This is a genomic window from Flavobacterium sp. CECT 9288, from assembly GCF_918731615.1.
In the GTDB taxonomy this organism is placed as follows: domain Bacteria; phylum Bacteroidota; class Bacteroidia; order Flavobacteriales; family Flavobacteriaceae; genus Flavobacterium.
The window spans coordinates 1,335,424-1,358,609 of sequence record NZ_OU957226.1; the positions used below are offsets into that span (position 1 = coordinate 1,335,424).

Here is a 23,186-nt window from a genome sequence, read left to right on the forward strand (position 1 = left end):
TCTATTCATCGGATGCAATTAATATTATATCATTTACGGTAACCGGTTTTGAAATGTATCCTAATATTGTTTTAAATTTTTTTGATTTTGTTTTATCTTCAACAGCTATGGATGAGCTTACAATATAAATACGGATTTTATCAAGAGATTTTGGTTTTAAGTTGTTTAATTCCTCCATGAATTCCCATCCATCCATAATTGGCATATTTATATCTAATAAAATGATGTCAGGTACTGCTTCATTGTTATTAATAACTTCCTGGAGTTGATAAAGTGCATCTTTTCCATTTTTAAATGGAATAATTTGTGAGAACATAGCTGATCTATTTATTATTTTACTAACAATTATTTGGTAAATAGGATCGTCATCAACAATCCATATTGTTTTATTTGTCATAGAATATAAATTTTAAATGTTGTTCCTATGTTAGGTTCACTTTCAACAGTGATGGTTCCGCCCATTGCATCAATTTGATTTTTTGTAATGAATAATCCAATCCCTTTAGATTCAGAATTTGTAGTAAAGGTTTTGTACATTCCAAAAAGTTTGTCTGCGTTTTTTATAAGATCGATACCTATTCCGTTATCAGATATTTCAAGAAATTTTAAATTATTTTCTATATGGTAACTGATTTTTATAATCGCTGTTCTATCTGGGTGTCTATATCTAATAGAATTTGAAATTATGTTGTACAGAATACTTTCTAAATAAGCTGGATTGTAATTTATGATTGTGTCAAGTGGAACGTGGCTTAATATTGAAATATCATTTTTTGAAATTTGTTCATTTAGCACATTTAGTGCTGTTGAAATGTATTCATTTAGATTTAATGGCATTAAAACTAAGCTAATATTAGTTCTTATATTAATGACTTCGTTCAAATGGAGCATCGTTTCATTTAGAGAGTTTGATACCGTTTTTAATAACTGAAGCATTTCATTTTTCTCTTCCTGAGAGTCTGTATTTTCGAGAAATGAAACAATGGAGGCGATATTGCTGGTATGAGACCTTAAATTATGAGATACAATATATGAGAAGTTGAGCAAGCGTTTGTTTTGTTCGCTAACAATTTCAAAAGAGTTATTAAGTTCATTTTCGGCTTCTTTACTTTGGGTAATATCAATCATGATTCCGCGTAACATGTTCGGTTTTCCATGGGCATAGATTATATTTACTATATCTCTGAGCCATACAACTTTTCCGTCTTTAGCAATCATGCGGTATTCAAAATCGTGATCTTGATTGTCATTTACTTTTATTTTACAGTAACTCTGGACCCATTCTTTATCTTCTGGATGAATGTGATTGCTCCAAAAATGCGGATCATTTACCCACTCTTCTGGTGTGTAACCCAAAATATTAGTTACTTTATCACTAATAAAACCAAAATTATAAGTAGTTGCATCACATTCCCATACAATTCCATCTATGGTATTTATTAATGATTCTACATTTTGTTTTGTGTCGATTATAATTCTTTCAGATTCAAGTCTATTAGTTATGTCCTCTGTTGATACAATAACGCGTTCAAATGTATTTTTGTATCCTTGCACTAGATTCCACCTTAAATTAATAGACCTGAATTCCCCTTTTCCATTGCGGATCAGCGTATCAATAATGAATTGCTTCTTTCCCTGAGTGATGGCTACTAAATTATTAATGAAATCATTTCTAGACTTTAAATTAATTAGCTCGCTTTTATTACTTATTAGTTCGTCAATATTTTTGACTTTATAAAGTTTTAAGCAGGCCTTATTAGCATTTATCACTTTTATTAACGAGTGACATTCATCAACATCATTTGGGTTTTGATTAAAATACTCTAAAACAGATTCGGTACTTTTATTAATTAATTTTTTTTGTTCTAAGTATTTTTTTACTTCTGAAAAATCTTCTTCGCGGAGCGGTAGCGGACTGTCATCAAACAAGCTTTTAAATCTAGTCTCACTTTTTTTAATAATTTTTTCGGTAGTTTTTTTTAGTGTGATGTCTTCAACGATAGCAATAACATTTTCTCTATTTTGGTTGGTGCCTAATAAAGGTGTTACCGTAAGATTAACCCAAATTATATCACCTTTTTTTGTAAAATATCTTTTTTGCATAGCATATTCATTGATACGTCCATTTTTTAATTGATCTACATTAGTGATATCTTGCTCAAGATCATCTGGATGCGTAATGGATTGAAAGTTTTTAAGCTTCATTTCTTTTTCAGTATATCCTAGCATTTCACAAAATTTACTATTGATTTCCAAGAAATTTCCAGTTACAGGGTCTACACTTGATATTCCTAGAGCGGCTTGATCAAAAATTGTTTTGAACTTCATTTCGGTATCCAAAATTTTATTGGCTTGAAGCTTAACTAATGATTGTAGTTCGTTTGGTATTTTTAACAATGTAGTTACCAGTAATCCTAAGATACCTGCGAGAACAAAGCCTAAAATACATGGGATTAAAATAGCAGAATATAAATAGGATTTATTTTTTGAGATTAAATATAATTTCCAATCTCCATCGGCAATTTTTGTAGAAATATAGTATTTACCTTCAAGATTGGTAGGGTTGTTAATATAAAAAGTTTCTTTTTTTTTATCTGAATTAAACTTTGAAAATTGAAAATAATACTTTGAATTATCGATGTTTTTAATGCCGGAAACTTCTAAAAAAGTATTTAGTTTGATAACTACAGCCGCAAATCCCCAAAATATTTTTTTTTTATAAACAGGCAATCGTCCTACAATTGCAATACCGCCTTGCCGTAACTCAAGTGGACCAGCAAAGTACATTTTTTGACTAGATATAGATTTTAAGCTTTCTACCCGAAGATTTTCAGTAGTTATTATATTTAGACCAATCGCTGCTTCATTTCCCTTAATAGGGTAAACGTATTTTATAACACCTTTTGGTACTAGTTCTGCAGCCCTAATTGTATTGTTAGATCTAATTAATTGCTTACTCACATATTCAAAGTCTTTTGGGATTCCCTTATCATTAATTGTTAAGGCAAGCGTTAAAGTTGCTGTATAGTAGTTTTTAAGTGATTGATTAATGTTTTGATATACAGCGTTTAGAATGTTATTCATTTCGCGTTGTTCAAGTTCTTTAACAAGCTGATATTGTTGAAATGTAATTAACGTTGTAATAATGCTTAAAAATAAAAAGGATAGAACACCAGTTGTTTTTGGTCTTAGGATAAACCATCTTAAAAATTTTATGTATTTCCTTTTTAAAATCATCTATAGAACCGTGTATGTGTAATGATTAATAAGAACATAAATATACCAAAAAAATGTTAAGTAGTTTCTAAATGTAAAAAAAAAGTGTAAAACAATTATTTGTTTTAAAATAAATAACTAAAAAACAATGTGTTTTTTTACACAACATACCGGCTGTGAACCTGATTTTGCTATATTTTCAAGAAATAATCTTAATCTAACAAATAAATCCGACCTTTGTAACTTAATTTAAAATACTGCAGTTGTAATGGGAAGGAATAATGAAAAAAATATAAAAAAGCATAACGATAAGCTGCATAAAGCACAAGATAAAGCTAAACAAGCCGTTTTATTGCGGAAAGAAAAGCTTAAATTGATTACTAAAAAATTTAATGAGGATAAAACAACAGAATAATAAGGTGACATGGAAAATACAAATAAATTTTTTGAATTAAAACAGGAAGTACAAGAAATAATAGATTGTATAGCTGCTAAGAAAATGCTTGACGCCAAAAATAAATTGGTACTAGTTAGTGAAACCCTTGATGAGCTTCTTGATTTTTCTGATGAAGATGAGGATTTAGTAGAGATTAGTAAATATCAAGTTTTGCTGAATCAATTGCACCAAAAAATTAATAGTTCTCTTGAGCTTTAAATTTTAGGAGGTTAAATAATAATAATTTATGAGTACAGATAAATGTCATTGTGGAACTTTACAATCATTTGAAAAATGTTGTGGACCAATATTAAACAAAAGTGTAAAAGCTATTTCTGCCGAGGAGTTGATGCGATCTAGGTACAGCGCTTATGCCACTCATAATGCTGCTTATCTCGTAGCAACTACAGTGCCTCATGCAAGAGCATTGCATCCTTTTGATGATATTTTGCAGTGGGCAAAAAGCAATACGTGGCTTGGACTTGAAATAATTGAATCTACACCTACTATTGTGCAGTTTAAGGCCTATCATAAAGATGCTTATAATAAAATTCATATTCATCACGAACTTTCAACATTTGTAAATGATAATGGAGATTGGTTTTATGAAAATGGCGTTTTTTTAGATTAAAAAAAGCATCATTTTTAAACTAAACTCAAAATTTTGTTTGTGATTTTTAAACTAAAAGTTCATTTGTCAATAATTTTGGGGACTTTTCAGTCCATTGTCTAAATTTATTGTATGAATGGGTAAGTGAAAGTAAAATGTCAAGTTGTCAGCAATTTTTCCGCCATTTAGGAGCTAAACTGACATTTTTCATACTGACAGAATGTTGGCACAAAGATTGACTATTGCTTTTCGAGCCTTTAAATAAGTATAAAATAAAAATTAAATATAATTAAAATGGGTAAAATAATCGGAATTGATTTAGGTACTACCAACTCTTGTGTTTCTGTAATGGAAGGTAATGAAGCAGTTGTTATCCCTAATGCAGAAGGTAAAAGAACAACGCCATCTATCATCGCTTTTGTTGAAGGTGGAGAGATCAAAGTAGGAGATCCTGCTAAGAGACAAGCAGTAACTAATCCAACTAAGACTATTGCTTCTATCAAACGTTTTATGGGACAAGGTTTTGGTGAGGTTTCGGCTGAAGCAAAAAGAGTTCCTTACAGTGTAGTAAAAGGAGACAACAATACACCACGTGTGGATATTGATGGTCGTTTATACACTGCTCAAGAATTGTCAGCTATGACACTTCAAAAAATGAAAAAAACTGCTGAAGACTATTTAGGTCAAACAGTTACTGAGGCAGTTATTACTGTTCCTGCTTACTTTAATGATGCACAACGTCAAGCTACAAAAGAAGCTGGTGAAATTGCAGGTCTTAAAGTTATGCGTATCATTAATGAGCCTACTGCAGCTGCATTAGCTTACGGATTAGATAAAAAAGGTACTGATCAAAAAATTGCAGTTTATGATTTAGGTGGAGGTACATTTGATATTTCTGTTCTTGAATTAGGAGACGGAGTATTTGAAGTATTGTCAACTAATGGTGATACTCACCTTGGTGGAGATGATTTTGACCAAACAATCATTGACTGGTTAGCTGATGAGTTTTTATCAGAAGAAGGTGTTGATTTGCGTTTAGACCCAATGTCATTACAGCGTATTAAAGAAGCTGCTGAAAAAGCTAAAATTGAATTGTCTTCTTCTGCTGAGACTGAAATCAACTTGCCATACGTAACAGCTACTGCTTCTGGACCAAAACACTTAGTTAAAAAATTATCTAGAGCTAAATTCGAACAATTATCTGATTCTTTAGTAAAACGTTCTATGGCTCCTGTAGCTAGAGCATTAAAAGATGCAGGTTTATCTGTTTCTGATATTGACGAAGTGATCCTTGTAGGAGGTTCTACTCGTATGCCAAGAATTGCTGACGAAGTAGAGAAATTCTTTGGTAAAAAAGCGTCTAAAGGAGTTAACCCTGATGAGGTTGTTGCAATTGGAGCAGCTATTCAAGGTGGAGTTCTTTCTGGAGATGTAAAAGATGTATTGTTACTTGACGTTACTCCTTTATCTTTAGGTATCGAAACTATGGGTGGTGTTATGACTACATTAATTGAAGCTAACACAACTATTCCAACTAAAAAATCACAAGTTTTCTCAACTGCTGCTGATTCTCAACCAACTGTTGAATTACACGTTCTTCAAGGTGCTAGAGCAATGGCTGCTGATAACAAAACTATCGGTCGTTTCAACTTAGACGGTATTCCACCAGCACCGAGAGGAGTTCCACAAATTGAAGTAACTTTTGATATTGATGCTAATGGTATCATCAAAGTATCTGCAACTGATAAAGGAACTGGTAAATCTCACGATATTCGTATCGAAGCTTCTTCTGGATTAACTTCTGAAGAAATCGAAAGAATGAAACAAGATGCTGAAGCTAACGCTGAATCTGATAAAGTTTTAAGAGCGAAAGCGGAGAAAATTAATGAAGCTGATTCTATGATTTTCCAAACAGAAACTCAATTGAAAGAATTAGGTTCTAAATTAGCTGATGATCATAAAGTAGCAGTAGAATATGCATTAACTGAATTGAGAATGGCTCACCAGTCTCAAGATGTTCCTGCAATTCAAACAGCTCTTGATAACATCAATGCAGCTTGGAAAACAGCTACTGAGGCTATGTATGCTCAAGGTGAACAACCACAAGGAGAGCAACCACAAGGTGAAGCTACTCAAGGAGACAACGTAGAAGACGTAGAATTTGAAGAAGTAAAATAATTTTTATACCATATTATAAATGGAAATCAATTTAGATATCATTTCAAATTGATTTAAAATTATCCTGATATTAAAACCGAGTAAGCAATTACTCGGTTTTTTTGTTTTATAGAGTGTTGGTTTTTTCTTCACTTGACATATTAGCGATGACTGCTGCATGCGGAAAAGTAATGGCAGCTAAGAATGAGAAAAAAAGTGCATTAAAAAACTGCTCGTCTTTACAAATAAAAAACAAAACGGCTATACCTATGATGGAAACGAACCAATAGATAAAAGCAGCTCTGCAGTAGGCTTTAAAGTGTGTTATATTGAATGAACCATTTAAAAAGATTACTTGGTCAATTATAGATGGAATACTATGCCATAATACAAAATATAAAGCAAATCCCCATATTAAACTAGAAGCCTTAAAAAGTATTGCAAATAGTATTAAAAAGAATATTTCTAGAGCAATTTTACCTCTTAAGGATTCAAATTTCCAGAACAAGTAACAAATATAAAGTCCAAATAGTAAAGCCGTGATTTGTAAAGCTATAGTGAATGCAACTAAAGGAACCATCACATGCGTAATTTTATTTACAATATCTTGAACCTGGTTGCTGTGAAAATAGAATAAAAGTAACAGTAAAACTAAACCGTATAAAAACTGAAACATAATACAAACCAAATTATTGAGTTTGGTTTTAACACTATGCCATTGCTGTTCGCCAAAATGGTATGCACTAACTATAATAAATAGAAGTAAGGCAACTTGAGGTAAAGTATAGAATAATAAAACACCCACAAGTACAACTGTAACATAATATAGAAGTGTCTTATTTTGAGAATTCTTTTTTTTGGCAGGATTTAAATGCTGAATTAAAAGAATATCATTAGCGCCATGCAAAATCCCGAAGGTAAATATTAAGAAAAAACCGAGAATTATTTGAAATTGGCTTGTAAGGTAAGAATCAATCCATAGTCCGAAAAAGCTTGCTACAATTGCGATATTTGAATAATTTTTCATAAAAATTAATTATTGTTTAAAATTACATAAAAATAATTAAACAAAAATTAATTTGTATGTCTAAGTTTTTGTATATTTGGTTAAACAAAATATTAAAAACTATTTTTATGACAAATTTTATGTTTATTTCAGGACTAGTTGGAAAAATGTTACCAACAGATTATGTAGGGTTTACTTTTTTTGTAGGCTGTATGGCTATGATGGCCGCATCAGCTTTTTTCTTCTTATCACTGAGCCAGTTTGATAAAAAATGGCGTACATCAGTTTTAGTTTCAGGTTTAATTACTTTCATTGCAGCAGTGCATTATTTTTACATGAGAGATTATTGGGCTTCATTTGGTGAATCACCAACATTCTTTCGTTATGTTGACTGGGTATTAACAGTGCCATTAATGTGTTTAGAGTTTTACTTAATTTTAAAGGTAGCTGGAGCAAAACAATCTTTATTATGGAAAATGATTATCTACTCTGTAATTATGTTAGTTACGGGTTATTTTGGAGAAGTTGTTGCACCAGATAGCGCTGCTTTTTGGGGTGCAGTTTCAGGAGTAGCATATTTTGCTATTGTGTATGAAATTTGGTTTGGTGAAGCGTCAAAACTTGCTGCAGCAGCTGGAGTTGAAGTACAAAAAGCACACAAAATTTTATGTTGGTTCGTACTTGTAGGTTGGTCTATTTATCCATTAGGATACATGATGGGTACTACAGGTTGGTACAACGGAATTATACCAGAAGGTAACATTGATGTAGCTTACAATATTGCTGATGCAATAAATAAAATTGGTTTTGGTTTGGTTATTTATAACCTAGCTGTGAAATCTTCAAAAGATTAATTCCATTTTTTTATATTTAATTGTAGTAAACCGAGCTAGAAATAGCTCGGTTTTTTTGTGTTTAAAAGTTTTAATTGTTTATTTTATTAGGTAAAATTATTAAACAAAATATATTTTCTCGTTGTTTTGACCCCTATAAAACAAGAGTATTATTCTAAATTTCGATTATTATTTATGCGGTTAATTTTTTCATTAAAATTAGATGCTTATCCTGGTTCCATTTTTCTATTGGTGTAATGCGTCCTAAAAGGCCATGTAGCCTAGTATTATTATAGAAGATTACATATCTTTTTAATATTAGCTCAATTTCTCCAAAAGTTCTATAATCAACTCTTTGGAACACTTCTTTTTTTAATATTCCGTGATAGGCCTCAATATGCGCATTTTCTTCTGGTGTTGCTACATGTGTGAATTCTTGCTGAACTCCTATGAGTCCAAGGTATTCTCGAACACTTTTGGCAATAAATTGACTTCCATTATCACTTCTTATCACAACACTTTCAGGGTATTGGTATTCCAAAAATAAATCTGAAAGGAAAGCAATTACTTTGTCTTGTTTTATAGAAAATGAGAAAAAATCCTTTAATATTCTGCGAGTATGAACGTCTATTATAGATAGTAAATAAGCATTTTTACCTACGTTTGGGATCCAAACCATCTTAATATCCATTTCTAAACATTCAAAAGGTTTAGTGGTGTTTACTTTTCTATACTTTACAAATTTACGACCAGAACCACTCCTTTTTATTCTGTTTTCTAGTTTTAACAAACCCTCTTCTCTCATAATTCGGTACAACTTTTTATGATTAATTAAATAACCCTCTCGTTGTAAATACGAAGTCATTAAACGGTAACCGCAGTCAATAAACTCATTACTTAAAATGCCTTTAATAGATTTAATAACCGCGCCTTGACTTACATATCCTTTAGATTTATTAAAAGTAAATTCACTAGGTTTAATACCTTTTTTATTTGAGCTTGGTCTTCGGTAATAACTACTTTGAACCATTCCTACTATAGTAATAATTTTGGTTTTACTAATCTTATGTTTACTATAAATACTATCTACTAAATCTTTCTTGGATCGGATGTCCCAAACTTTTTTTTTAAAAGTTCACGCCCAATTTCTAATTCGATTTCCTTGTTAGCTAATAATTTGCGTAGAATTCTGTTTTCTTCCTCAGCTTGCTTTAGCTCTTTACTACTAGTGTCATAAGTTACTTTTAAACCAGCTTCTCCCTGCTTCTCGTGTTTCTTCTTCCAGCTATACAAAGTGCCAGTGCTAACGCTGTATTTACGGCACGTTTCAACAACTCCTAATTCTTCTGAAAAGGATAGGATTTCTAGCTTTTCTTCTAAACTCCATTTCTTGTATTTCATATATCAAATGTACTATTTGAAATTTAAAATATCACTCCGAACTATTAAGGGGCTAAAATACTCGTGATGCTATCTTTTATGCTGTTTTAAAAAAAAGAGCTCTTTTATACATTTGTGGTTTTAATAATTTACTTTTTTAATTTGTATTTCACTTTTCAATACATATCATATTGAAATCATTTTTAAAGAAAATTTTCAATTGTAATTGGGTTCTGAATGTGATTTCCATAGATAAAAATATCATATCGATGGTAATTTTGTCTGTTTAAGAAAACTAAAATCATATTTTGATATCTTGATGATGGATTTTTTTGTGTTAATTTAAGTTCTCTCAATAGTTTAAATTAAGGATGCTGTAAAGCCCAAAAAAGCCCAAAAGTATTTTAGAGATACAATTGGGCTTATTTTAATTAAGAGTTAAATTGATGCTTTGTGAGCATGTTTATGTCATATTTAATCTGAAAAGAGAAACTGTATTTGTAATAGTTTCCCTTTGATATTTATTGTTTTGGATTTAAAGCATCGCTAATACGAGCAATTAAGTCTTGAACATGGTATTTACTTATTTTGTCAGTCATTTTTAAAGATGACATTTTTAATTCGTTTTTAAGAGCATTTAATTGTCCTCTTGCAATAGATGGTAAATCAGTTTGCGCGAGGTTTACTCTTCTTGAATTAAATCCATAAGTAACTCCCACAGGTACAGATCTTACGGTTGTTGTCCCTGGTTTTAACAATTCAATCATTTTGTCAACATATATTTTTTGAATATTTCTTCTAAAAATATCTATTGAGCTACTTGTTTTTAATTCAGAGAAAATGCCCTTGTTTAAGTCAGTTAACAATTCATCTACACTGTAGTTTTCTTTACTTGCAGAAGCGCTTTCCATTAGGCGAACCATACGGTCACCAGTCATTAAACTAGATAAGGTTGCATCTTGCATAGATTTAACAGCTTCAACGCCACTATCAGGATTGATTTTAGAAAGAACGCTTTGATCTAATAGCCATTTTGGAGTATTGAATAACTGGTTATTAAGGAATAAAACAGCATCTTTTTGAATGCTTTTAGGAACTACTTGAAATTGATTTCCTGACATGTCATACGTTTTAGGGTTGTCATAAATACCACCCACGTTTTTAGTTACGTGTCCCATGTATCTTCTGAATTGTCCAGTAAGAGCTCCGTAAAGTTCATCCAATTCAGCGTAGCTTTCACCATCTTCTTTAGACCATTCTATTAAATTTGGTAAAATTCTTTTTAAGTTTTTTATACCATATTCTGAAGCTCTCATGGCATTATCTCCAATATCTTCTGTTTGATATCTTGGGTCATAAGGACTTGATTCAGTTCCAAACCATAAACGATTGTTTTTGTAGGCTTCTTTAGTCATATCGTTCAAAACTGTTTTTTCTTGTGCTTCAGTTTTGCTGTCTTCAAAATAAGAATAACCCCATTTTATTGCCCATTTATCATAATCACCAATTCTTGGGAACAAATGTTTTACACCATCTTCTGGTTGAGCAACATAATTAAAACGAGCATAATCCATGATTGATGATGTATGTCCATTTTTTTCTTGGTATGCTGCATCTCTCAATTTTTCTACAGGAGTCGCTGAGCTAGCTCCCATATTATGACGCAATCCTAAAGTATGACCTACTTCATGTGATGAAACAAATCGGATTAATTCTCCCATTAATTTATCATCAAATTTTTTAGCTCTAGCAGCTGGATCAACAGCAGCAGTTTGAATTAAATACCAGTTACGCAATAAACTCATGATATTATGGTACCAACCGATGTGGCTTTCTAGAATTTCTCCACTTCTAGGATCGTGTACATTTGGTCCATAAGCATTTTGAATGTCGGCAGCAAAATAGCGAAGTACTGAAAAACGAGCATCCTCTAAGCTCATTGTCGGGTCATTTTCTGGCCAATATTCTCCACGAATTGCATTTTTCCATCCAGCAGCTTCAAAAGCTACTTGCCAGTCATCAATACCTTGTTTGATAAATTTTTTCCATTTTTCAGGAGTTGCAGGATCAATGTAATATACTATAGGTTTTAATGGCTCAATTAATTCACCATTTTTTTGTTTTTGAGCATCTTCTGGAGATTTAGGCTCCAAACGCCATCTTACTGCAAATACTTTATTCTCTGCTTTTTGTGATTCTTCTTCAAAAACACTGTATTCATTTGCAAAATAACCTACACGAGCATCAAAAACTCTTTTACGCATAGGTTTTTTTGGTAACAAAATCATAGACGTATTCATCTCTACCGTAACTACACCTGCATCAAGTGCTGATGGAAGGTTCACACCAATTTGTGGAGTAGGAGTAAGATTAATTCTAGGTGGTACCGTTGTAAACGTTTTTACAGTTCTAATTTCAGTATTTATTGGAAAACTACTTATTTTAGAAATATAAGATCTGTCTTTTTGAAAAGCTTGAATGTTTAACAACTGTTTCTTAATGGGATCAAGTGAAAAAGTTTGTACATCAGCATCAAAAGTAGTAGTTAAATCAAGTACATATCCTGTAATTTTTCCAGCTTCATCCTTTTTGTAGGCAAGAACGTCAAAGTTCCCAATTATAGGATCAGATGTTGAATTTTTTACGGCTTGTGCCATTGGTTTATCCTCATCTGGTGACATAATTACGTAGGTAATTGATCGTAAAAGAATGTTGTTGTTCATTCCTTTTTCAAAACGAACTACTTGTCTGTTAATTTCTTCACCACCAAAAATTCCTCCACCAGCAGGTGTTTTAGAATATCTTGTGATGGTCATAATTTCGCTACCAAGTAAGCTATCCGGAATTTCGAATAAGTACTTATTATCTGTTTTATGAACATCAATTAATCCTTTTTGGGTTACAGCAGTGGAGTCTATAACTTTTTTATAAGGTTTAGGTTCTTTTTTAGCCTCTGCTGGTTTAGCTGCTGGTTGAGCAACAGCTGTCTTGTCATTTTTTTTCTTTTTTTTGCTTTGAGCAAATGTCTCAGGAGCAGCAAAAAGTGCGATGCACGCAATAATTAGAGTTAGTTTTTTTTTAAGCATGTAATTCTACACATTATAGTTAATAATTAGTTTTGTGTAAATAAATAGAGTGCATTCGTATTTATTCATCTTTAATTATCAAATCTATTGATATATTTTTAATATTGAACTTTTAATATTTTCATTTTATAATAATTAACATAAATTAACATTCGTTTTATTTTTCTCTTTTGAACTTTTTCGTGCTACTTTTTTTAAATAAGCCTTTTAATTCTCACTACTTTTGTTTTGAGTTCCATCAGTAGGAATTTTAGTGTCACAAATATGAGATTTTCGATAGTATTACAAAAAAAGGTTACACGGATATAATGAGAAAAATAAAATATAAAAAAGGCAGGAAATTATTGCCTTATAATCTTGAATACACAGGAATCCACAAAGAAATGCAGTCAGAAATGCAATTGTTTGTTTATAATGATATTGATTTTACAGAGTACACTGATTTTAAAGTAGAAGAATTAAATCAGTTAATTGATTTTTCTAAAATAAACTGGCTCAATATTCATGGACTTAATAACGTAGATTGGTTGCAAGCCATTGGAAAGAATTTTGGAATTAATAATTTTATTTTATCCGATGTTTTAAACACGATACGAAGAACAAAATTTGAAGAATCACATGATTTTTTATTTTTCAACATTAAATCGCTTTTACCTCTCGAAAATTCAGAGAACATTAGTATTGAACAAATTAGTTTTTTGTTAAAAGATGGAATTCTAATTTCGTTTCAGGAAAAAAGAAGTGATTTTTTTTCACACATTAGAGAAAGAATTAGAACCCATTCAGGACTTGTTCGCGTAAAAGGTCCTGATTACTTATTGTATATATTGCTAGATGCAATTATAGAGAATTTTTACATTACGCTAGAAAGCGAGGAGGATAAAGTAGAAGAACTTATAAATTTAACCAAAGAAAATCCCGATCCAATAATTTTAGAGCGAATAGAGAAACATCGTGACAATTTGAATGTCTTAAAACGCGCTATTATTCCGCTCAGAGACTCTCTGTACGATATTAAAAGCATAAAAGATGATTCTATTTTTAATGTAGTTGAGACAGATACTTTTAGTTTTTTTGCTCGATTGCATCAAAAGTGTTTAGAACTTTTAGAGCAAATAGATTCGGATATGGATTCATTGGAGAGTGCTTCTAATTTCTTTTTTTCTGCTCAAACGCATAAGATGAACGAAATCATGAAAACACTTACGATCGTCTCTGCTATATTCATTCCGCTTACTTTTATTGTAGGTGTCTACGGTATGAATTTTGAAAACCTGCCAGAATTGAAATTTAAATATGGATATCATACCGTAATGGGTTTCATGTTTTTAATAGTAATTGGAATGATTATTTATTTTAAAAAAAGACGTTGGTTTTAATACTGTTTAATAACTTTAGTTTTCCTTTTGATAATTAAAAAAATAATAAAAATGAACAAAGCCATATACATCGCTACGAGTGAGCAAAACAGCGGGAAATCTATTGTTACTCTTGGACTTATGAGCATGCTTATAGGGAAAACAGCAAAAGTTGGTTATTTTAGACCTATTATTGAGGATATTGAAGAGGGTGGCTTTGACAATCATATTGAAACCGTATTAGGTCATTTTGGTCTCGATATCGCTTTTGAAGATGCTTTTGCTATTACCAAAAGCAAATTAATCAAGAAAAAAAATAAAGGAAAAATTGGGGAGGTCCTAGATTTAATTATCGAAAAATATAAAAAACTAGAAGAACGTTTTGATTTTATTTTAGTAGAAGGAACGGGGTTTAGTGGTGAAGGAACCGTTATTGAGCTTGATATGAATGTGCTGATTGCTAAAAATCTTGGAATTCCTACCATCATTGTAGGATCTGGAGTAGGGAAAACTCTCGAAGAATTATTAGACAGTTTATATCTAGCCTATGATTCTTTCAAGGTGAAAGACGTAGAAGTTCTTGCCGTAATTGCAAATAAAGTACAACCTGAAAACATAACATTAGTTACCAATGGATTATTAAAAACCTTGCCAGGTACTGTGATGGTGAGTAGTATTTCTATGATTCATCATTTAAATAATCCTACGGTGCAAGAAATTGTCAAAGAGCTGGGTGCAAAAGTACTTTTTGGAGAGGCTCACTTGAACAATCAAACAGGAAACTTTAGTGTAGGAGCTATGCAATTGAGGAATTATTTATTACATCTCAAAGAAAACAGTCTTGTTATTACTCCAGGAGACAGAGCCGATATAATCCTAGGGGCTTTACAAGCCAATGAATCGGTCAACTATCCTACAATCTCCGGTATTGTATTAACTGGAAACATTCTGCCAGAAATAAGTATTTTAAAGTTAATTGAAGGACTCTCAACCGTAGTGCCGATCATTGCCGTAGAAGAAGGAACGTATTATATTACGAATAAAATAGGCGGTATCAAATCTAAAATTTACGCCAACAACAAACAGAAAATTGAAATCTCGATTGCTACTTTCGAGAAGTATATGGATGTTGATACGTTATCCGAGAAACTAATAACGTTTGAAGCTGATGGAATGACTCCTAAAATGTTTCAGTATAACTTGGTAAAAAGAGCCAGACAACATCGCAAACATATTGTATTGCCCGAAGGCAATGATGATCGAATCTTGGCTGCAGCGTCCCGCTTACTAGAAATGGATGTAGTTGATATTTCTATCATTGGAAACAAAAAACAAATAGAAAATAAAATTATTGAGTTGGGTCTAAATTTCGATTTTTCGAAAATTAAAATAATTAATCCCATTGAATCAGAATATTACGACGATTATGTGAATACCTATTTTGAGTTGCGAAAAGCCAAAAATGTGACCTTAGGAATGGCTAAAGATTTGATGGAAGATGTTTCGTATTTTGGCACCATGATGGTGTACAAAGGTCACGCTGACGGAATGGTTTCTGGAGCTGCACATACTACACAACATACTATTTTGCCAGCCTTACAGTTTATTAAAACAAAACCCAATTCATCAGTAGTTTCCTCAGTATTTTTTATGTGTTTGGAGGATCGCGTCTCCGTTTTTGGGGATTGTGCGATCAACCCGAATCCTACTGCAGAACAACTCGCTGAAATAGCCATTTCATCTGCCGATTCGAGTTTGGCTTTTGGAATTGAACCCAAAATTGCCATGCTTTCTTATTCTTCTGGATCTTCTGGGAAAGGGGATGAAGTAGATAAGGTTCGAGCCGCTACCGAAATTGTTCGCCAAAAACGTCCTGATTTAAAAATTGAAGGTCCCATTCAATATGATGCCGCTGTGGATATGACCGTTGGGAAAAGTAAATTGCCCAATTCTGAAGTGGCAGGTCAAGCCAGTGTACTCATTTTTCCTGATTTAAATACAGGAAATAACACGTATAAAGCAGTTCAAAGAGAAACAGGTGCGTTAGCCATTGGTCCGATGTTACAAGGATTGAATAAACCGGTAAATGATTTAAGTAGGGGTTGTACCATTGATGATATCATAAATACAGTTGTAATTACAGCAATTCAAGCTCAAGGATTGTAGTTTTAATTTAAAGATTGAAGTATTAAAAGATTAAAAAATTAATCAGATAATATTTCAATTTTTTAATCTTTTAATAAAATTTAAATGAAAACAGTTATCATAAACTCAGGAAGTTCCTCTATAAAATACCAAATGATTAACATGCCAGCAAACGAGGTTATTTGCTCAGGGATGATTGATAGAATAGGCCTAGAAAGTTCCAATTTAACATACGTAACCAGTACCACTAAATTAGAAGAGACACTTTCAATTCCCAATCATAAAGTCGGCTTAGAGAAAATTGCTCAGCTCCTAATGAATCCTACTATTGGTGTTATTCAAAGTACTGATGAGGTTAAAGCGGTAGGACATCGTGTGGTGCATGGTGGTAATGATTTTTCAAATACAGTACTTATTAATGATGCTGTCAAAGATAAAATAAGACAATTATTTGAGTTGGCTCCTTTACACAATCCTGCTAATCTTGAAGGAATAATTGTTGCCGAAGAAATTTTTACAGCAGCACAACAAGTAGCTGTTTTTGACACGGCTTTTCATCAAAGTATTCCCGTAGTGGCGCATCAATATGCAATTCCAAAGTATCTTTTGACCGAGAATAAAATTAGGGTATACGGTTTTCACGGCACGAGTCACAAATATGTTTCAGAGAACGCCATTCAATATTTAAAACAAAATTCGGTTTCCTCTAGCTCTAAAATTATAACCATTCATTTAGGTAATGGATGTAGCATGACGGCAATAAAAGACGGAAAAAGTATGGATCACACACTGGGTTTTGGTCCCATGAACGGCTTGATTATGGGTACCCGAAGTGGAGATGTGGATCAATCCGTGATTTTTTACTTGGTGAACACTTTAGGATATTCATTAGATGCTGTAAATACCATGCTACAAAAACAAAGTGGTATGTTAGGTCTTACGGGTTACAGTGATTTAAGGGATATTGAAGCCAATGCTGAAAACGGAAATGTTGATTGCCAATTGGCTTTGTCCATGAATGCCTACCGTATCAAGAAATACATAGGTTCTTATGCAGCGGTTTTAAACGGATTAGATGCTATTGTGTTTACCGCTGGAATAGGTGAAAATTCTTCATACATCCGCAAGTTAGTGTGTACGGATATGGAATATTTTGGTATCGCTTTGGATGCATCCAAAAATGAAATTCGATCCAAAGAAATTCGAGAAATTAATACCGATGATTCACCAACAAAAATTTTAGTGGTTCCCACAAATGAAGAGGTAGAAATTGCCAAACAAGTATTTGAATTGCTGACTAGTTAGATATTGAGTTTTTAAGTTACCAATCCTAAACAGTATACAAATTAATGACTCAAAATAATTGATGAAATATTTAATAGTTATTGCAGCTTTTTTTCTAATAAATAATAGCGTGTTTGCTCAAAAATCTTACGAAGATAAAATAGGCTATTCGAAATTGAAATCGGATTTAGATTTTTTTTGTAACATTCGTAATAAAGCAAATTCGGGTTTATACAAGTACAGAACTGTAAATCAAATTGATAGTATAGAAAAAAAAGCTTATTCAAAGCTTTCTGATCAAACCACCTTAAGAGAGTTTTTTAATATCATAAGTGAATTAGCAGATTATGAAGGGAGCGTCCACAATGATGTTTCGTTTTCAGAAAAAATCGTAAAACAAATAGTAGTAGACTCTGTATATTTTCCAGTTCCTATAAAAGTATTAAATGGGAAAATAGTTGTAAATAGTACAGAAAGTAGTATACCACTAGGAGCGGAAATAGTTTCTATAAACGGAATAAAAGCTCTAGAAATATTGAAATTGAATTCTATTTATTATACAACAGATGGTTACAGTAATGTAGCTAAAACATTTGCTCAAGATGGTGGTTTTTCAGCTTATTTATTTTTTTCGTTAGGTAAAAAGTTGGAATATAAAGTGCTTTACCAGATGAATTCTATTGCTGGAATTAAAGAAGCTGTAATTAAACCAGTAACCCGTAAAGTATTTTCAGAGCATTATAAAAAGAGACATTCCATAATTTTAGATAGTATTTATACCAGTAAAACGCAACTTCCATACAGTTTTGAAATTATAAATCAAAACACTGTCAAACTGAATATACGCTCATTTGCAATAGGGGATAACTCAAAAGATCTTAAACATTTGCAATTTGTAAAATTTTTAGATAGTTGCTTTAATACTATGAAGAGTAATGTAAATATCAAAAATTTAATTGTTGATGTGAGAAATAATGGAGGTGGAAGTGATCCTAACGATGTAGTTGCATTTTCTTATTTAGCCAAAAATCCTTTTAAAGAAAACACAAAGGCATTTTCTAATTTCGTAAGAATTCCAAGTTGGAAAAATGTTGACTATCAAGCGTTCTTCTTGAAACGAATTATTGCAAAATGGATTTATCAAAAAGAATTAAGAGAAGAATTTTCTGTAGCAAAAGATAATGTTTTTTATCAAGGAATTTGTAATGATAATACTTTTAGAGATCCGAACAAAAACGCTTTTAATGGTCAGATATATTTATTGGTCAATCCAAAAGTAGCATCTGCAGCGAGTTTATTTGCCTCTTTAGTTGCAGGAAATACCAATGCGATTGTTATCGGACAAGAAACAAGTGGTGGTTATTACGGACACAATGGACACACGCCGATCACATATATTTTACCAAATAGTAAAATTAAATATGGGTTTTCAATTGTTAATTTAACCCAAGACGTTCAAGCGAAAGAAAAGCAACCTTTTGGCAGAGGTGTAATTCCTGATTATAATATCGAGCAAACGTATGTTGATTTTTTAAACAATACAGATACTCAAATGGAATTTTTGTTAAAATTGATTAATGCGGAAAACAAGTAAATTTGACAAGATGATTTAAAAAGATACCTTTTTTAATGAGGTGATATCAAAATCTCCAATGATTTAAAATACTTTAATTTTTTTTCCAAATATTTATCACTAAAATACATATGTTTTAAGACTAACAATAAACAGTAGAGCAACCAACTAATCCGTTATTTCAATGAAAAAAATCATATTCTTTTTTACACTATTGGTACTTGAGTTTGGCTATGCTCAAAGCATTCAATCCCCATCAGGGAAAATAGCCTTAAATTTTAAGCTAGCTCCTAATGGTCAACCCAGCTATTCTGTAAATTACAAAAATAAGCTGGCGATTTTAGAAAGTGCTTTAGGTATCAAATTAAAAGAGAAACCAGCTTTGGATGCTAATTTTGATATTCTGGATTCAAAAACTTCTAGCTTTAAAGAATCGTGGAAGCCCGTTTTAGGAGAGCAATCAAGTATTAAAAATCAATATAATGAACTTACTCTTTCGCTCATCAACAAAGAAACGAAGGTGAAAATGAATATCATTTTCCGAGTTTTTGATGAAGGTGTAGCTTTTAGATATGATTTTCCGAAACAGGCAGAGCTGAATTATTTCATCATTTCTGATGAGGTTACCCAATTTAATCTTACCGAAAACAATAAAGTTTTTTGGATTCCAGGTGATTTTGACAGCAATGAATATGAATACAACGAAACGAAATTTTCTGAAATTGATAATTCCAAAATCAATATGAACAATGGTATTGGAGTAAAATCTATTCCAGGGAAATATACGGTTCAAACACCTTTGATGATGAAAGCACCATCGGGTTTGTATCTCAATATTTTTGAAGCGGCTGTAGTTAATTATCCAGTAATGCATTTGAATGCCGATGTGACCAATTATAAATTAAAAGCCGAATTAGTTCCAAATGCTATTGGTGACAAAGCCTACTTGCAAACGCCTTGTGTTTCGCCTTGGAGAACCATCATGATTAGCGATGACGCTAGAGATATTGTGGCTTCCAAAATGATTTTAAACCTGAATGAACCTTCAAAAATTGAGGACACTTCTTGGATAAAACCCATGAAATATGTTGGAATTTGGTGGGAAATGCACGTAGGGAAATCTACTTGGGATTATGCAGGATCTCAAAATGCCACTAATTTTGCGGATGCGCCAAAAGCCTCGGGGAAACACGGAGCCACTACCGAAAATACGAAACGTTACATTGATTTTGCTGCTAAAAACGGTTTTGATGGCGTTCTTGTTGAGGGTTGGAATGTAGGTTGGGAAGACTGGAATGGCAACTGGAAAGAGGAAGTTTTTGACTTTACAACGCCGTATCCAGATTTTGATATTGCAGCAATTTCGGCTTACGCCAAAGATAAAAATGTCAAAATGATCATGCATCATGAAACATCGGGTTCAGTCAGTAATTATGAAAGACACTTGGATAGAGCTTTTGATTTGATGAAAAAATACGATTATCCGGCAGTAAAATCGGGGTATGTGGGTAAAATTATTCCGCGTGGTGAATTTCATGACGGGCAATCCATGGTAAACCATTTTAATTTCGTTGCAAAGCGCGCTGCCGATTATAAAATTATGGTAAACTCTCATGAATCGTCAAGACCAACTGGTTACAGCAGAACGTATCCGAACTATATTGCTGCCGAAGCGGCTCGTGGAAATGAATTCAATGCTTGGAGCGTAGGAAACCCGCCTGCACACGAAACTATTTTGCCATTTACCAGACAATTGGGTGGTCCGATGGATTATACGCCTGGAATTTTTGAAATAAAAATGAGTTATTACGATAAAAATAAAACGGAGCAGGTTCATACCACTTTAGCCAAACAACTTGCTTTGTACGTAACCATGTATTCGCCCTTGCAAATGGCAGCCGACTTGCCAGAGAATTACGAGAAATACTCGGATGCTTTTCAGTTTATCAAAGACGTTGAAACAGATTGGGATGAAAGTAAATATTTAGAAGCTGAACCTGGAGATTACGTAACAGTTGCCCGAAAAACAAAAGGAAAAGAAACGTGGTTTTTAGGAGCCATCACGGATGAAAATGCAAGAACTTCAGAAGTGAAATTAGATTTTCTTACTCCAAGTAAAAAGTACAAAGCAACTGTATATGCCGATGCAGCGAATGCAGACTGGAAAAACAATCCAATTGCCTATCAAGTAAAAACAATGACGGTCACTAGTAAATCAAAACTAAAATTAATCTTGGCAGCGGGCGGAGGTACAGCTGTTAGTTTTGAGCCATTAGAAAAATAGTTGTAACAGATGCAATCAAATAATGAAATTAGTTACTAGTTAATTGCAATCATGCCATTTATTATAATGAAAGACTATTTTATTTTACGTTTTAAAATGTTTAACAGACAGTTAACCGAGTTGGGAATTGAACCAATAATAGGTTATGTGGTAGGTTTTTGTGTATTTGTATTTTCATCAAATAAATTATTTGAAAAAACGCAATATGCTGACTATATCTTTATGGTAATTTCTTTAGGTGGGATAGTAAGTTTATATGAAATACGTAAAGATGAATTTTTAAAGCTTCATTTTTCAAGAGTTGAATATTTCAAAATAAGAATCCTCGAAAACTTAATTGTTTCTAGTGCATTCATCATTTTTTTATGTTATCAAGAAAAATATTTTAGTGCTGTTGCTCTTCTTATTACAGTTTGTTTTTTATCACTAATGAGCTTTAAAACTAAAGCTAATTTTACGTTTCCAACTCCTTTTTACAAATACCCATTTGAGTTTGCTGTTGGGTTTAGAACAAATTATTACATCTACATATTTGCTTATTTTTTGACATTTATGTCTATTAGTGTGCATAATTTTAATTTAGGAATCTTTTCACTCATTGTGGTTATGTTATCCTGTTTAAACTATTACACAACTACTGAAGATAAATTTTATGTTTGGATTTTTTCTAAATCTCCTAAAGATTTTATTAGATACAAGTTCAAGATCATTTTACTTTATGCAACAATTTTATGTTTGCCAATAAATATAGGTTTGTCAGTGTTCTTCTATTCTGAGATTGAAATAATTTTAGTTTTTCAATTTTTAGGATACCTGTTTATCTTAACAGCCATGTTAGCAAAGTACTCTATTTTCCCAGATAAATTAAATATCAGATATGGAATTGTATTTGGACTAACTTTATGGCTTCCACCATTATTATTGTTTATTATTCCCTATTTATACATGCAGTCACTTAAAAAATTAAAAGAGATATTATAATGATTAGTATTGAAAATTTGTCAAAATCATACGGATCTAAAATAGTTTTAGAAAACATTAATTTAAATTTTTTGAAAGGCAAAGTGTATGGAATAGTCGGAGAAAATGGGGCAGGAAAAACAACCTTATTTAACTGTATCGCTGGATTAGAAAAACATGAAGGAATAGTAAAATATGAATTTGGATTGCTAAAAAATCATTTAGGATATTTACAAACAGAACCTTACTTTTTTCCAAAAATAACCGGAAATGAGTACATCAAATTATTATGCAATGCCAGAAATATTTCGATTACTGATTTAGGTGAAAGAAATATTTTTGATTTACCATTACATGAATATGCTGTAAAATATTCAACAGGAATGAAAAAAAAACTGGCATTAACTGCTTTGCTATTGCAAGAAAACAAAGTAATTATTTTAGACGAACCCTTTAACGGCGTTGATATTCAAAGTAATATAATCATAATTGAAATAATTCAAAAACTCAAAGAAATGGGGAAATCAGTTATTATTTCGTCTCATATTTTTTCGACTTTAAGTGATACTTGCGATGAAATAATGCTTTTAAAAAATGGAAGAATTATTCAAAGCGTTTTGAAAGATGAGTTTAGTGTTTTAGAAAATGAAATGAAATTATTTACAATTGGTAATAAAATGGAGCGATTGAATTTAAAATAATCATCTTCTGAGGTTTTGTTAAATTTGAATTATAAATTTCAAATAAATATTCGATCAACAGGCATAAATTGTATTTCCACACTATTTAAATAAAATTATTACTAATAAAGACTTTAACAGCTGCAAAACAAATTATCCTGAAACAACTTAAAATTTA

General features: G+C 31.8%; 18 protein-coding genes. 12 read left to right on the plus strand and 6 right to left on the minus strand.

The features are described from left to right. Nucleotide 1 precedes the first annotated feature (1 nt). Together LQ189_RS05760 and LQ189_RS05765 are read right to left on the minus strand one after the other, a co-directional pair. Nucleotides 2-397, minus strand: a complete 396-nt coding sequence (locus tag LQ189_RS05760) for a response regulator (RefSeq protein ID WP_230154928.1) — start codon at nt 395-397, stop codon at nt 2-4. Continuing rightward, nucleotides 394-3,084, minus strand: a complete 2,691-nt coding sequence (locus LQ189_RS05765; RefSeq protein WP_230154930.1) for a PAS domain S-box protein — start codon at nt 3,082-3,084, stop codon at nt 394-396. The genes LQ189_RS05760 and LQ189_RS05765 overlap by 4 nt, the downstream gene beginning before the upstream one ends. A 400-nt stretch (nt 3,085-3,484) precedes the next feature. On the opposite strand from LQ189_RS05765, the gene LQ189_RS05770 reads away from it, so the two are divergent. The 4 genes from LQ189_RS05770 (at nt 3,485) to dnaK (ending at nt 6,440) form a co-directional block, all read left to right on the plus strand. Continuing rightward, nucleotides 3,485-3,631 carry a hypothetical protein gene (locus LQ189_RS05770; protein ID WP_230154931.1) on the plus strand — a complete coding sequence of 49 codons (147 nt, stop codon included), beginning with the start codon at nt 3,485-3,487 and terminating at the stop codon, nt 3,629-3,631. Between the two features lie 9 nt (nt 3,632-3,640). Next, entirely contained in the window at nt 3,641-3,871 is a 231-nt protein-coding gene (locus LQ189_RS05775; RefSeq protein WP_230154933.1) for a hypothetical protein, read from the plus strand. Between the two features lie 28 nt (nt 3,872-3,899). Beyond that, nucleotides 3,900-4,283 (plus strand): YchJ family protein, encoded by a 384-nt coding sequence (locus tag LQ189_RS05780; RefSeq protein ID WP_230154935.1) that lies wholly within the window; start codon nt 3,900-3,902, stop codon nt 4,281-4,283. A gap of 273 nt (nt 4,284-4,556) precedes the next feature. Then, nucleotides 4,557-6,440, plus strand: a complete 1,884-nt coding sequence (dnaK, locus tag LQ189_RS05785) for a molecular chaperone DnaK (RefSeq protein WP_086455184.1) — start codon at nt 4,557-4,559, stop codon at nt 6,438-6,440. Nucleotides 6,441-6,546: 106 nt separating this feature from the next. On the opposite strand, the gene LQ189_RS05790 is transcribed toward dnaK, so the two are convergent. Continuing rightward, the gene (locus LQ189_RS05790; protein WP_230154937.1) at nt 6,547-7,446 is read right to left on the minus strand and encodes a Brp/Blh family beta-carotene 15,15'-dioxygenase; all 900 of its coding nucleotides are present in this window, start codon (nt 7,444-7,446) and stop codon (nt 6,547-6,549) included. Between the two features lie 107 nt (nt 7,447-7,553). On the opposite strand from LQ189_RS05790, the gene LQ189_RS05795 reads away from it, so the two are divergent. Then, on the plus strand, nt 7,554-8,279 hold the full coding sequence (locus LQ189_RS05795) for a bacteriorhodopsin-like (protein ID WP_086455186.1): 726 nt from the start codon (nt 7,554-7,556) through the stop codon (nt 8,277-8,279). Between the two features lie 172 nt (nt 8,280-8,451). On the opposite strand, the gene LQ189_RS05800 is transcribed toward LQ189_RS05795, so the two are convergent. The 3 genes from LQ189_RS05800 to LQ189_RS05810 form a co-directional block, all read right to left on the minus strand. Next, nucleotides 8,452-9,369, minus strand: coding sequence for an IS3 family transposase (locus tag LQ189_RS05800; protein WP_370634891.1), 918 nt, complete (start codon nt 9,367-9,369; stop codon nt 8,452-8,454). Then, nucleotides 9,348-9,659 carry a transposase gene (locus tag LQ189_RS05805; RefSeq protein WP_158727651.1) on the minus strand — a complete coding sequence of 104 codons (312 nt, stop codon included), beginning with the start codon at nt 9,657-9,659 and terminating at the stop codon, nt 9,348-9,350. Before LQ189_RS05805 ends, LQ189_RS05800 begins: the two co-directional genes overlap by 22 nt. A gap of 500 nt (nt 9,660-10,159) precedes the next feature. Next, nucleotides 10,160-12,724, minus strand: coding sequence for a zinc-dependent metalloprotease (locus LQ189_RS05810; RefSeq protein WP_230154939.1), 2,565 nt, complete (start codon nt 12,722-12,724; stop codon nt 10,160-10,162). Between the two features lie 308 nt (nt 12,725-13,032). On the opposite strand from LQ189_RS05810, the gene corA reads away from it, so the two are divergent. From corA to LQ189_RS05845, 7 genes are all read left to right on the plus strand, one after another. After that, complete coding sequence (gene corA / locus LQ189_RS05815) at nt 13,033-14,103, plus strand: magnesium/cobalt transporter CorA (protein ID WP_230154941.1); 1,071 nt, start codon at nt 13,033-13,035, stop codon at nt 14,101-14,103. Nucleotides 14,104-14,154: 51 nt separating this feature from the next. Continuing rightward, nucleotides 14,155-16,248 carry a phosphate acetyltransferase gene (gene pta / locus LQ189_RS05820; protein ID WP_230154943.1) on the plus strand — a complete coding sequence of 698 codons (2,094 nt, stop codon included), beginning with the start codon at nt 14,155-14,157 and terminating at the stop codon, nt 16,246-16,248. 84 nt (nt 16,249-16,332) lie between these two features. Then, nucleotides 16,333-17,532, plus strand: coding sequence for an acetate/propionate family kinase (locus LQ189_RS05825; protein ID WP_230154945.1), 1,200 nt, complete (start codon nt 16,333-16,335; stop codon nt 17,530-17,532). A 61-nt stretch (nt 17,533-17,593) separates the two neighbouring features. Then, nucleotides 17,594-19,105 carry a S41 family peptidase gene (locus LQ189_RS05830; protein ID WP_230154947.1) on the plus strand — a complete coding sequence of 504 codons (1,512 nt, stop codon included), beginning with the start codon at nt 17,594-17,596 and terminating at the stop codon, nt 19,103-19,105. Between the two features lie 163 nt (nt 19,106-19,268). Further along, nucleotides 19,269-21,368: a glycoside hydrolase family 97 protein gene (locus LQ189_RS05835; RefSeq protein WP_230154949.1), complete on the plus strand. Its 2,100-nt coding sequence runs from the start codon at nt 19,269-19,271 to the stop codon at nt 21,366-21,368. 66 nt (nt 21,369-21,434) lie between these two features. Further along, entirely contained in the window at nt 21,435-22,349 is a 915-nt protein-coding gene (locus tag LQ189_RS05840; protein WP_230154950.1) for an ABC transporter permease, read from the plus strand. After that, nucleotides 22,349-23,029, plus strand: coding sequence for an ATP-binding cassette domain-containing protein (locus tag LQ189_RS05845; protein ID WP_230154954.1), 681 nt, complete (start codon nt 22,349-22,351; stop codon nt 23,027-23,029). The genes LQ189_RS05840 and LQ189_RS05845 overlap by 1 nt, the downstream gene beginning before the upstream one ends. Nucleotides 23,030-23,186: the final 157 nt, after the last annotated feature.

Coding starts and splice junctions, on each gene's coding strand:
- LQ189_RS05760 (WP_230154928.1), bottom strand. CDS start 397: ATGACAAATAAAACAATATGGATTGTTGATGACGATCCTATTTACCAA.
- LQ189_RS05765 (WP_230154930.1), bottom strand. CDS start 3,084: ATGAATAACATTCTAAACGCTGTATATCAAAACATTAATCAATCACTT.
- LQ189_RS05770 (WP_230154931.1), top strand. CDS start 3,485: ATGGGAAGGAATAATGAAAAAAATATAAAAAAGCATAACGATAAGCTG.
- LQ189_RS05775 (WP_230154933.1), top strand. CDS start 3,641: ATGGAAAATACAAATAAATTTTTTGAATTAAAACAGGAAGTACAAGAA.
- LQ189_RS05780 (WP_230154935.1), top strand. CDS start 3,900: ATGAGTACAGATAAATGTCATTGTGGAACTTTACAATCATTTGAAAAA.
- dnaK (WP_086455184.1), top strand. CDS start 4,557: ATGGGTAAAATAATCGGAATTGATTTAGGTACTACCAACTCTTGTGTT.
- LQ189_RS05790 (WP_230154937.1), bottom strand. CDS start 7,446: ATGAAAAATTATTCAAATATCGCAATTGTAGCAAGCTTTTTCGGACTA.
- LQ189_RS05795 (WP_086455186.1), top strand. CDS start 7,554: ATGACAAATTTTATGTTTATTTCAGGACTAGTTGGAAAAATGTTACCA.
- LQ189_RS05805 (WP_158727651.1), bottom strand. CDS start 9,659: ATGAAATACAAGAAATGGAGTTTAGAAGAAAAGCTAGAAATCCTATCC.
- LQ189_RS05810 (WP_230154939.1), bottom strand. CDS start 12,724: ATGCTTAAAAAAAAACTAACTCTAATTATTGCGTGCATCGCACTTTTT.
- corA (WP_230154941.1), top strand. CDS start 13,033: ATGAGAAAAATAAAATATAAAAAAGGCAGGAAATTATTGCCTTATAAT.
- pta (WP_230154943.1), top strand. CDS start 14,155: ATGAACAAAGCCATATACATCGCTACGAGTGAGCAAAACAGCGGGAAA.
- LQ189_RS05825 (WP_230154945.1), top strand. CDS start 16,333: ATGAAAACAGTTATCATAAACTCAGGAAGTTCCTCTATAAAATACCAA.
- LQ189_RS05830 (WP_230154947.1), top strand. CDS start 17,594: ATGAAATATTTAATAGTTATTGCAGCTTTTTTTCTAATAAATAATAGC.
- LQ189_RS05835 (WP_230154949.1), top strand. CDS start 19,269: ATGAAAAAAATCATATTCTTTTTTACACTATTGGTACTTGAGTTTGGC.
- LQ189_RS05840 (WP_230154950.1), top strand. CDS start 21,435: ATGAAAGACTATTTTATTTTACGTTTTAAAATGTTTAACAGACAGTTA.
- LQ189_RS05845 (WP_230154954.1), top strand. CDS start 22,349: ATGATTAGTATTGAAAATTTGTCAAAATCATACGGATCTAAAATAGTT.